General features: G+C 68.8%; 9 protein-coding genes. 8 read left to right on the forward strand and 1 reads right to left on the reverse strand.

Translation table 11 applies throughout. The features are described from left to right. The first annotated feature begins 557 nt into the window (after positions 1-557). The 5 genes from A5678_RS21880 to mnmA all read left to right on the forward strand — a co-directional run bounded on the left by A5678_RS21880 (position 558) and on the right by mnmA (position 6528). Positions 558-2204 (forward strand): GAF domain-containing protein, encoded by a 1647-nt coding sequence (locus A5678_RS21880; protein ID WP_231983737.1) that lies wholly within the window; start codon positions 558-560, stop codon positions 2202-2204. Between the two features lie 163 nt (positions 2205-2367). Further along, positions 2368-3228, forward strand: coding sequence for a GNAT family N-acetyltransferase (locus tag A5678_RS21885; RefSeq protein WP_068046681.1), 861 nt, complete (start codon positions 2368-2370; stop codon positions 3226-3228). Continuing rightward, on the forward strand, positions 3225-4130 hold the full coding sequence (locus A5678_RS21890) for a 1-acyl-sn-glycerol-3-phosphate acyltransferase (RefSeq protein WP_068046684.1): 906 nt from the start codon (positions 3225-3227) through the stop codon (positions 4128-4130). Before A5678_RS21885 ends, A5678_RS21890 begins: the two co-directional genes overlap by 4 nt. 142 nt (positions 4131-4272) lie before the next feature. Further along, positions 4273-5451 carry a cysteine desulfurase family protein gene (locus A5678_RS21895; protein WP_068046685.1) on the forward strand — a complete coding sequence of 393 codons (1179 nt, stop codon included), beginning with the start codon at positions 4273-4275 and terminating at the stop codon, positions 5449-5451. Then, positions 5452-6528: a tRNA 2-thiouridine(34) synthase MnmA gene (gene mnmA / locus A5678_RS21900; protein ID WP_068046688.1), complete on the forward strand. Its 1077-nt coding sequence runs from the start codon at positions 5452-5454 to the stop codon at positions 6526-6528. Here mnmA and A5678_RS21905 read toward each other — a convergent pair. Then, positions 6525-7160, reverse strand: coding sequence for a sensor domain-containing protein (locus tag A5678_RS21905; protein ID WP_068046712.1), 636 nt, complete (start codon positions 7158-7160; stop codon positions 6525-6527). The two genes, mnmA and A5678_RS21905, sit on opposite strands and share 4 nt — an antisense overlap. Before the next feature lie 105 nt (positions 7161-7265). On the opposite strand from A5678_RS21905, the gene A5678_RS21910 reads away from it, so the two are divergent. The 3 genes from A5678_RS21910 to A5678_RS21920 all read left to right on the forward strand — a co-directional run bounded on the left by A5678_RS21910 (position 7266) and on the right by A5678_RS21920 (position 11558). Then, a complete protein-coding gene (locus A5678_RS21910) occupies positions 7266-8279 on the forward strand; it encodes a methionine synthase (protein ID WP_068046691.1) in 1014 nt (337 codons plus the stop codon). A gap of 539 nt (positions 8280-8818) precedes the next feature. Beyond that, entirely contained in the window at positions 8819-10900 is a 2082-nt protein-coding gene (ligA, locus tag A5678_RS21915; RefSeq protein ID WP_068046694.1) for an NAD-dependent DNA ligase LigA, read from the forward strand. A 49-nt stretch (positions 10901-10949) separates the two neighbouring features. After that, positions 10950-11558 (forward strand): TetR/AcrR family transcriptional regulator, encoded by a 609-nt coding sequence (locus tag A5678_RS21920; protein ID WP_156747030.1) that lies wholly within the window; start codon positions 10950-10952, stop codon positions 11556-11558. The last annotated feature ends 228 nt before the right edge of the window (positions 11559-11786 follow it).

Raw genomic sequence — 11786 nt, forward strand, 5'->3', positions numbered from 1 at the left:
CCGAACGACCGAGTCGGCGCTGTTGCCTGACGACCTCATCATCGCTTAAACGGGTCACCGTGGCGGCTGTCGATGCTTCGCGCGTAGCCCTCGCGCGCTCGCGGGCGGCGCGCGCCGACTCGCGGGCCTCCCGCGCCCGCGCGATGGCGTCGCCCAAGCCGGGTGCGGGCACCGTCGCATCGGCGGCACGGCGTCGGACGTTGGCGCGGTGGGATTTCTGTCGGCAGGCCCCGCTGCAAAAGCGTGCGTCGGCCCGGCCATAGAAGGCAGTGCCGCATTCCCAACACTGCAAGCGACGTGCTGCCATAACGACATGTTACGGCTATTCGTAACGCATAGCAACATTGAAACTTTTGCGCTTAGAGCTGCTAGAGTTGCGTCTACCGGCGAAGCAAGGCCACACCCCAAGGTGGAAACGGCCAGCTCAGCAAACAATTTCAGGTGTGGCTTCGACTTAGCTCTCCGGCCGCCGGGAATCAGTCGGGGAAGGTCGGGAGATGCGGATAGACGAGACTGAATCGGCTTTCGGGCTGCGTCGCCCCGACTACCTGAGCCGAATGCATGAGCAACTCGACGAGCTGGTCGCTGAGCGTCAGCAGATGGCACAGCTGCTGCAAGTAGCGATCGAGATCGGCTCCGATCTCGAACTCGACGCGGTATTGCACCGCATCTTGGCCGCCGCGATAGGCATGACCGGCGCCCGTTATGGAGCCATCGGCGTGTGGGGCCCGGAGGGAACTCTGGCGTCCTTCGTGCACAGCGGAATGGATCCCGACACGGTGGGGCTGCTCGGGCACCTGCCCGTGGGCAAAGGGGTGCTCGGCGCCCTCCGCGACTGCACCGAGCCGCTGCGCCTGGCGCAGCTGTCCGACCATCCGGCCGCCGTTGGGTTCCCCGAACACCACCCACCGATGGGTGCCTTCCTCGGAATGCCGGTGATCATCCGCGGCGCGGTGTTCGGGAGCCTGTATGTCACCGACGATCGGCCCGGGCGCGCCTTCAGCGAGGCGGACGAGGTCACGGTGCGGGCGCTGGCGTCGGCGGCGTCGGTGGCGATCGACAATGCCCGGCTGTTCGACCGGGTCCGCGCGGGCGCCCGATGGACCGACGCGAGCCGCGAAATCAGCACCGCCCTGCTCTCCGAGTCACACCCGGAGCTGCCGCCGCTGCAACTGATCGTCGAGCGGGCAGCGGAGTTGACAGACGCCGAGCAGGCGATCGTCCTCGTGCCGGCCGACCCGGACCTACCCCGCGATGAGGTGGACCGCCTGGTGGTGTCCGTGGCGGTCGGCCTACATGCCAAGAAAGTTGTGGGACAAGAGATTCCGGTGCAAGGATCCACCACGGGCGAGGTGTTCCGGTCCGGCCGCCCGCTGCTCACCGAGACCTTCCGCCGTCCCATCCCTGCGTTCACCGACGTCGGGGAGCGACCCGCGATCTTGATGCCGCTTCGATCCGGCCAGCAGACGCTGGGGGTGATCGTCGTGGCTCGCAACACCGACGCGCGTCCCTTCGACGAGGAGCATCTCGACCTCGTCCGCGACTTCGCCGATCATGCCGCGATCGCCCTCACGCTGGCCACCGAACGACGCAACGCAAAGGACCTGAATGTGTTGGTCGACCGGGAACGCATCGCCCGCGATCTGCACGACCAGGTCATCAGCCGCGTCTACGCCGTCGGCATGGAACTGCAAGGCGTCGTCGCCCGCCTCCGCTCACCGCAACTCGCGGCGCGGGTGACCCAATCCGTCGACGAGTTGCAGGCCGTCATCGGCGACATCCGGCGCACCGTCTTCGATCTGCAGCACCCGCCGGCGCGGCGGCGCAGTTTCGCCGAGCGCGTCCAGGACGCGTTTGGGCGCCTCACCGACCACAACGAAGGGACGACACTGCGCCTGGCGGGGGCGATGACCGCGGTGAGCGACGAACTCGCCGAACACGCCGAAGCCGTCGTCAACGAAGCGCTCAGCACCGCGGTGCGGCACTCGTGCGCCGCGACTATAGCCGTCGAGATCACCGTCACCGACGAGCTGCTCATCGAGATCACCGATGACGGACGCGGCGCCGCCCTGGATCAGCAGACCCGCTGTGAACTGGACAAAATCACTCGTCGCGCCAAAAACCTTGGCGGCGATTGCGCGATCACCAATCCGCCCGGAGGCGGCACCCGCGTCCGGTGGAGCGCGCCGTTGCGGAATTCCTGACCCTCCGCACGCGGTCGGCGGTGACCCGCTAGACAATTGTTTTACCTGCCGTTGACCAGCTGTTTCTTTACCCCTGCTTTCGCCACAGTTCGTCATCTGACGTGCACCGACATGTCACAGCCGCGATGCCGACTAGCTCATCGCTTCGGCCACGTTGTGTGTCATGAGCATTGCTTCTGTCCTCATCCGCAGCGACATACCGGACAGCCCGGCGGCCGGCTCGCGCGCCGGGCCCCGCTACTCACTCTTGCTGTCCACCGACGCCAGCATGATCGAGGCGGCGCAGCGGCTCCGGTACGACGTCTTCACCAGCGCGCCCGGCTTCGCACTGCCGACCAACGACTACCAACGGCGTGACGTCGACAGGTTCGACGAGCACTGTGACCACCTGCTGGTCCGCGATGACGACACCGGCGAACTGGTGGGTTGCTACCGCATGCTGGCCCCGGCGGGCGCGATCGCGGCCGGAGGGCTCTACACCGCGACGGAATTCGACATCCGCGCCTTCGACCCGCTCAGGCCGTCGCTCGTGGAGATGGGGCGGGCAGTGGTGCGCGAGGGTCACCGCAACGGCGGCGTCGTGCTGCTGATGTGGGCGGGCATCCTGGCCTACCTGGACCGCTACGGCTACGACTACGTGACCGGCTGCGTGTCGGTGCCGGTCGGCGGCGATTCCGAAGACCCCGAGAATCTGGTCCCGGGCCGTCAGCTACGCGGCGTCCGCGACTTCATCCTGAGCCGGCACGCCGCCCCTGCGCAGTACCGCGTTCGTCCGCACCGGCCGGTCATCGTCGACGGGACGGCCCTCGACGACATTCCGGCCCCCGCGCGGCCGTCGGTCCCGGCGCTGATGCGCGGCTACCTGCGGCTGGGCGCACAGGTGTGCGGCGAGCCCGCGCACGACCCCGACTTCGGGGTGGGCGATTTCTGCGTCCTGCTGGACAAGCGGCGGGCCGATACCCGATATCTGAAGCGGCTGCGCTCCGTGTCGGCGGCCTCGCAGCTGGCGGGCGGCGACCGATGAACACTCCCGCTCGCATCGGGCACCCCTGGCTACCTCGCGCGTCCTGTGACGGCGGTTGTGTGGGCCTCGGCGACGCGGTCGCATCACCGCGGCTGTTGGTGGCGCTGCGGGTGACGCTTCGCGTCATGCTGGCGCTGCTGCTGGCGCCGGGGGTGGTGCTGCTGGCGATGCCACTGCCGGGCCGGACTCGCGTCCAGCGCGTCTATTGCCGGATGGTGTTGCGCTGCTTCGGAATCCGGATCACGGTCACCGGCAGCCCGATACGCAACCTGCGCGGGGTCTTGGTGGTCAGCCCGCACATGTCCTGGCTCGACGTCTTCGCCATCGGGGCGGTGTTGCCCGGTTCTTTCGTCGCACGGGCCGATATGTTCACCGGGCTTGCCACGGGCGTCGTGGCCCGCATCCTGAAGATCATCCCGATCGAGCGGTCCAGCCTGCGCCGGTTGCCCGCCGTGGTGGAGACCGTCGCCCGCCGGCTGCACGGCGGCCAGACGGTCGTGTGCTTCCCGGAGGGCACCACCTGGTGCGGTGCGCCCGGCGGCGATGCAGGCCGGGTAGCGGCCGGGGGAGGAGCCGGGCAATCGCACCGAGGTCGTGGGGCGTTCTACCCGGCGATGTTCCAGGCCGCGATCGACACCGGGCGTCCGGTGCAGCCGCTTCGGCTGACCTACCACCACGTCGACGGCAGCGTCTCGACCGTGCCGGCCTTCGTCGGCGACGAGACGCTCGGGCGGTCGATCCGCAGGTTGCTCGCGGTGCGGCGCACGCTGGCGCGGGTGCACGTGGAGTCCCTGCAGCTCCCGGGGACCGATCGGCGAGCGTTGGCGAGCCGCTGCGAGTCGGTGGTTGGTGCCGGAGCACCCCGCCCCGCTGGTCACGGGCCCGTGCTGGTGGCCTCCTAGCCGACCCGCCGCGCCCGGCTACGCCGCGCTTGCGATCGCCACTGGGCCGATTGGTGGCGACCCGCCGCGCCCGGCTACGCCGCGCTTGCGATCGCCACTGGCTCCGGGAGCCCTTCGACCAGCCGGTATCGTGGGTCGCGTCATGGTCTACCTGGATCACGCCGCTACCACGCCGATGCACCCCGCCGCCGTCGAGGCGATGACGGCGGTGCTCGGCACTGTCGGCAACGCCTCCTCGCTACACACCAGCGGCCGGACGGCGCGGCGGCGCATCGAGGAATCCCGCGAGCTGATCGCCGACCGGCTGGGCGCCCGTCCGTCCGAGGTCATCTTCACCGCTGGCGGGACCGAGAGCGACAACCTGGCCGTCAAGGGCATCTATTGGGCCCGTCGCGACGCCGAGCCAAGCCGCCGGCGCATCATCACCAGCGAGGTGGAACACCACGCCGTTCTGGACTCGGTGAACTGGCTCGTCGAACACGAAGGCGCCGAGGTGACCTGGCTGCCGACCGCCGCCGACGGCTCGGTGTCGGCGGCCGCGCTGCGCGAGGCGCTGCGCAGCCACGACGACGTCGCGCTGGTGTCGGTGATGTGGGCCAACAACGAGGTCGGCACCGTCATGCCCGCCGCGGAGCTCGCCGCCGTCGCAGCGGAATTCGGGGCGCCGATGCACAGCGACGCGGTGCAGGCGGTGGGGCAGCTGCCGGTGGCCTTCGCCGCCAGCGGGCTCTCGGCGATGAGCGTGGCAGCGCACAAATTCGGTGGTCCTCCCGGCGTGGGCGCGTTACTGCTGCGCCGGGACGTGGCGTGTGTATCGCTGGCCCACGGGGGCGGACAAGAGCGCGACATTCGCTCCGGCACCGCCGATGTCGCCGGCGCGGTCGGCATGGCGGCCGCGGCCCGCATCGCGGTGGACGGCCTCGAAACGAACACTGCGCGGCTGCGGGCGTTGCGCGATCGCCTGATCGACGGGGTGCTGGCCGGCATCGAGGACGTCTGGCTCAACGGTGCCCGCGATCCCCTGCGGTTGCCGGGCAACGCGCACTTCACCTTCCGCGGTTGTGAAGGCGACGCGCTGTTGATGCTGTTGGACGCCAACGGAATCGAGTGTTCGACCGGATCTGCGTGCACTGCCGGCGTCGCGCAGCCCTCGCATGTGTTGCTCGCGATGGGGGCCGACCCGACCAGCGCCCGCGGGTCCTTGCGACTGTCGCTTGGGCACACCAGCGTTGACGCCGACGTGGATGCGGTGTTGCAGGTGCTGCCCGCGGCGGTGGACCGCGCCCGCCGCGCCGCGCTGGCCGCCGCGGGGGCTCCGTAAGTGAAGGTCCTCGCCGCGATGAGTGGTGGCGTCGACTCGTCGGTCGCCGCCGCCCGCATGGTCGACGCCGGACACGACGTGGTCGGCGTGCACCTGGCGTTATCGACCGCACCCGGCACGTTGCGCACCGGCTCGCGGGGGTGCTGTTCCAAGGAAGACGCCTCCGACGCGAGCCGTGTCGCCGATGTCCTCGGGATCCCGTTCTATGTCTGGGATTTCGCGGAAAGGTTCCAGGCGGACGTGATCGACGATTTCGTGGCGTCGTACGCGCGCGGCGAAACCCCCAACCCCTGCGTGCGCTGCAACCAGCGGATCAAGTTCTCGGCGCTGTCGGCGAAAGCCCTTGCGCTGGGCTTCGACACGGTGGCCACCGGCCACTACGCCAGGCTGTCCGGTGGGCGGCTGCGCCGCGCGGTCGATGGCGACAAGGACCAGTCCTACGTGCTGGCCGTGCTGACCGCCGACCAGTTACGCCACGCCACGTTCCCGATCGGCGACACCCCCAAGGCGCAGATCCGCGCCGAAGCCGCTCGCCGCGGCCTTGCGGTCGCCCAGAAGCCGGACAGCCACGACATCTGCTTCATCCCGTCCGGCAACACCCGGGCCTTCCTGGGCGAGCGCATCGCGGTCCGCCGCGGCACCGTCGTCGGCGCCGACGGCGCGGTGCTCGCCGAGCACGACGGGGTGCACGGCTTCACCATCGGCCAGCGCAAAGGCCTGGGCATCGCCGGGCCGGGGCCCGACGGCCGACCGCGCTACGTGACGGCCATCGACGCCGAAACCGCGACCGTGCGGGTGGGCGAGGCGGCCGACCTCGATGTGCGCGAGTTGCGGGGGCGCGAGCCGGTCTTCACCTCGGGACGGCCGCCGTCGGGTCCCGTCGAGTGCGCGGTCCAGGTGCGGGCGCACGGTGAAACCGCCGGCGCGGTAGCGGAATTGGTCCGCGACGAGCTGGTGGTGCGGTTGCGCGCCCCGCTGCGCGGCGTCGCCTGCGGTCAGACGCTGGTGCTGTACCGCCCCGACCCGGACGGTGACGAAGTGCTTGGCAGCGCCACCATCGCCGGCACCGCGCGCTAGGCCGGAACGTTTGCGACGATGTTCGTCATCACGATGTCGGACACCGATTGCGCAAAACCGCAGAACGTGACCTCCAGGATGGCCACCGACCTCAGCCGATAGTCGCGGCCGCAGCCGCCGGGCCGCAGGTGCAGCGAACCGGCGTCGGCCTTCCAGTCGCCGACGTATTGCTGGCCGGCCGAGCCGTTCGCGCAGTCCCCGACCGTGGTCACCAACGCGCCGAACGCACGCTGTGCGGTGTCGACGTCCCGGTAGGCGGCGGCCCCTTCGGAAATCAGCGCGCCGTCGGGCGGGTCTTGGAACGTCGTCTTGCGGAACTCTTCGACCTCGGGCCCGAAGGTCGCCGTCTCGGCGTAGATGAAGCGGCATTCGTGCGGCGTGGTGTCGGCGAGCGCGTCGATGTCAACCAGGCTGGTGCCGTCCATGGAGGGGATGATCGTGAGGTGCTCGCCCGCGCCGGTGATCGCGCGCATCCGCGACTGGTCCAGGAGGACCGTGTCGACATTGACGCCTTGCACGGCCCTGCGCGGGGAACCGAATCCGGCCACCGCCGCGCCGTCCACCACCCGGGTGCACGCCGCAGCCAGCACCACCGCCCCGCACAACAACAGCGGCCGTGCCAATCTCGAAATCCGCGACACGTTTGCACCCCTTCTGGCGTAGAACCTACCCGCGCGACCGCGCGGCAGACACCCCTGGTCACCGGCGTCTTAGGTGACGTGAATACGGTTGGGCGGGTGAGTGTTTTCGCGAGGGGCAGCGGCGTCGGGTCGTGGCCCGGCATCAAGCCCCGGGAGGCCGCCGAGGTCGTGGTCGGTGAGTTGGCCGGCGGGCTGCCCCACCTCGTCGAGCTGCCCGCCCGCGGGGTGGGTGCCGACATGCTCGGCAGGGCCGGCGCGCTGCTGATCGACGTGGCCATCGACACCGTGTCACGGGGCTATCGCGTTGCCGCTCGGCCCGGCGCGGTCGTCCGCCGCGCCGTCAGTCTCCTCGACGAGGACGTGGACGCGCTGGAAGAGGCCTGGGAGGTGGCCGGCCTTCGCGGCGGCGACCGCGTGCTCAAGGTGCAGGCTCCCGGGCCGATCACGCTGGCCGCCGAGCTCGAGCTCGCCAACGGCCACCGGGCGATCACCGACTCCGGCGCCGTGCGCGATCTGGCGGCGTCGCTGGCCGAAGGCGTCGCCGCCCACCGTGCGGCGCTGGCCCGCCGGCTCGAGACACCGGTGGTGGTGCAGTTCGACGAGCCGTCGCTGCCCAGGGCACTGGGCGGACGGCTGACCGGTGTGACGGCGCTCAGTCCGGTGGCCCCGCTCGACGAAGCGGTGGCCGCAGCCCTCCTCGACACCTGTGTCGCTACCGTGGGAGGCGAGGTGCTGTTGCATAGTTGCTCCCCGGAGCTGCCATGGAAGATGTTGCATGACAGCAACTTTGCTGCGGTTTCGGTGGACACCGCCACGTTGGTCGCGGCGGACCTCGACGGTATCGCCGCGTTCGTCGAATCGGGTCGCACCGTGATGTTGGGAGTGGTTGCCGCCAGCGCACCGCCGCGGCGGCCGTCGACCGAAGAAGTGGCCGGCGCACTGGTTGCGGTGACGGATCGGCTCGGCTTCGCTCGCTCGGCGCTGCGCGATCGCATCGGCGTCACCCCGGCGTGTGGCCTGGCCGGCGCGACGCCCGAGTGGGCCCGTCTGGCGATCGAGCTGGCTCGCAAGGCGGCCGAGTATTTCACCGAGGATCCCGACGCCATTTAGCTGACGCGTTGGGGAAAGCGATTGGCGGCGCCAAATCTGGCGCTCTAAATTGCTGTCTTGCATGATCATTGTGACTATCACCTCGACAATGGTCGCAAGACGATAGCTGATTCTGTACTTTATGGACCGGATTCGATATATCGATCGCGGCCAGGAGCTAGGCGCAGTTCACCGGCATCCTCGCCGGTTTTGCCTTTGTCGTCATCAATCTGGTGATCGGAGTTCGGAATCATTCGCGGGCCGCATTGCCCGGCAATTTCGAACCGTCGTTCCCTACATTACCGTTGTCGTCGCCGCCGCCGTGATAGTGCGGTCGGTCGTGGAATTGCGATACGCGAATACCGCCACCCATATCAGCCCGGGCGAAGCGCGGCTATGGGCAGTCATCCTTGCTGCCGCATTGTTAATCCAGAGTGAGGCTCTGTCATTCAAAAGGGTGTGGAAGTTCCTTTCGGTGGCTGTGCGAAGACATCCGACTGATCCGACCTGAGCGGAGCGCGCCAGGGCGCGCTGTCGGCGGCCTCGGATAGCCTGCCAGGGTGAACTCACCAGAAGCTGATCCGGTGGCGCCCGAGGTGAGGCGGCAATGGCAGGAGCTGGCCGATGAAGTCCGTGAACACCAGTTCCGCTATTACATCAAGGACGCGCCGATCGTCTCGGACGCCGAATTCGACAAGATGTTCAACGACCTTGTCGCGCTGGAGGACCGCTACCCGGAGCTGCGGGTTCCCGATTCCCCGACGCAGCTGGTCGGCGGGGCGGGTTTTGCCACCGACTTCACCGAGGCCGAGCACCTCGAGCGGATGCTGAGCCTCGACGACGTGTTCGACCGCGACGAGCTGGTCGCCTGGAGCAACCGCGTCGAGAACGAGATCGGCCGCGAGCCGCACTACTTGTGCGAACTCAAGATCGACGGGGTTGCGTTGTCGTTGGTGTACCGCGACGGGCGCCTGGAACGGGCCGCCACGCGCGGCGATGGCCGGGTCGGCGAGGACGTGACGCTCAATGCGCGCACCATCGATGACGTGCCCGAGCGGCTCACTGCCAGTGCCGATTTGCCGATTCCCGCGGTGCTCGAGGTGCGGGGTGAGGTCTTCTTCATGCTCGCCGATTTCGAGGCGCTCAACGCCAGCCTGGTCGAGGACGGCAAGGCGCCGTTCGCCAATCCGCGCAACAGCGCGGCCGGTTCGCTGCGCCAGAAGAATCCGGCGGTCACCGCCCGGCGCAAGCTGCGAATGATCTGTCACGGCATTGGCCGCACCGATGGATTCGCGCCCAAGACCCTGCACGAGGCCTACACCGCGTTGAAAACCTGGGGGCTGCCGGTGGCCGAAGAGACCGCACGCGTGCGTGGCCTCGCCGCCGTGGAGGAGCGGATCGGATATTGGGGTGAGCACCGCTACGACATCGACCACGAAATCGACGGCGTGGTGGTCAAAGTCGATGACTTTGCGCTACAGCGCCGGCTGGGAACGACGTCGCGGGCGCCGCGCTGGGCGGTCGCGTACAAGTATCCACCCCAGGAAGCACAGACCAAGCTGCTCGACATCCGGGTGAACGTCGGACGCACCGGCCGCGTCACGCCGTTCGCCTTCATGACGCCGGTGAAGGTGGCCGGATCGACCGTGGGGCTGGCCACCCTGCACAACGCCGCCGAGGTCAAGCGCAAGGGGGTCCTCATCGGCGACACCGTGATGATCCGCAAAGCGGGCGACGTGATCCCGGAGGTGCTCGGCCCCGTCGTCGACCTCCGGGACGGGTCCGAGCGCGAATTCGTCATGCCCACAACGTGTCCCGAATGCGGAACTACGCTGGCCCCCGCTAAGGAGGGGGACGCCGACATCCGCTGTCCCAATGCCCGGTCCTGCCCGGCGCAGCTGCGAGAGCGCGTCTTCCACGTCGCCGGCCGGGGAGCGCTCGACATCGAGGGGCTCGGCTACGAGGCGGCCATCGCACTGCTGAAGGCCGGGGTGATCGCCGACGAGGGCGATCTGTTCGGCCTCACCGAGGACGACCTGTTGCGCACCGAGCTCTTCCGGACCAAGGCAGGCGCGTTGTCCGCCAACGGCAGGCGGTTGCTCGACAACCTGGACAAGGCCAAGACGGTGGCGCTGTGGCGCGTACTGGTGGCGCTGTCGATCCGACATGTGGGTCCGACCGCGGCGCGCGCGCTGGCCACCGAATTCGGCAGCCTGGACGCCATCATGGCGGCCTCGACCGAACAGTTGGCCGCGGTCGAGGGGGTCGGACCTACGATCGCCGCCGCGCTCACCGAGTGGTTCACCGTCGACTGGCACCGCGCAATCGTCGACAAGTGGCGGGCCGCCGGGGTGCGGATGGCCGACGAGCGCGACGCCAGCGTGCCCCGCACGCTGGAAGGCCTGACGATTGTCGTCACCGGTTCGCTGGCCGGCTTCTCCCGCGACGACGCCAAGGAGGCGATCATCGCGCGCGGGGGAAAGGCTGCGGGTTCGGTGTCTAAGAAGACCGACTTCGTCGTCGCCGGGGATGCACCGGGATCCAAGTACGACAAGGCGGTCGAGCTCGGTGTGCCGGTCCTCGACGAGGACGGTTTCCGCAAGCTGTTGGCCGAGGGTCCGCCGGAAACCCCGGCGGACTAGCCCGATAACGGCTTCGGCCGAAATTGGGCCGCACCGCCCAAGCGCATCTATCGTGGGCCCTATGACCCAGACGGCGGACCGGTGCGCTCAGGCATCACCGTGGTCACCGCGGGAGGCCGAGATACTGGCGGTGACCCTGCGGCTGCTGCAGGAGCACGGTTATGACCAGCTGACGGTGGACGCCGTGGCCGCTGCGGCCCGCGCCAGCAAGGCCACGGTGTATCGGCGGTGGCCCTCGAAGGCCGAATTGGTGTTGGCGGCCTTCATCGAAGGCGTCCGCCAGGTAGCGGTCCCCCCGAACACCGGCACATTGCGGGGCGACCTGCTGAGCCTGGGGGAGACGTGTGGTCAGCACGGCCGCGAGCACGCCAGCACCATTCGCGCGGTGATGGTTGAGGTGTCACGCCATTCCGCGCTGAACGAAGCCATGCAGCATCAGTTCCTCGACCAGCGCAAGGCGCTGATTCAGCATGTGTTGCGGCAGGCCGTCGACCGCGGTGAGATCAGCGAGGACGTCATCACCGACGAGCTGTGGGACCTGTTGCCCGGCTATCTCATCTTCCGGTCCATCATGCCCGGCCGGCCGCCCACCCGTCGCACCGTGCAAGCGCTCGTCGACGGGTTCCTCATGCCGGGACTGACCAGAACCACCGGGTAACGCCGCAGCCAGCTCCGCGTCAGCCACGCGACGAGGAATGTGTACGCGCGCGTCTCTTGTACAGTACGGTCCCGTACCGTACTGTCATACCTGTCGATCACACCCGGCCCGGCGGCAGCTGCCATCGGTCCGAGGGTGATGGTGTCGCCCGATGATCGAAAGGTGAACGGGTGAAGGGGATTTCGATGGCTTCCCTCGTCAGGCGGGGGTGGATGGTGCTGGTCGCGG

The sequence above is a fragment of the Mycobacterium sp. E2733 genome (assembly GCF_001667585.1).
Taxonomy (GTDB): domain Bacteria; phylum Actinomycetota; class Actinomycetes; order Mycobacteriales; family Mycobacteriaceae; genus Mycobacterium.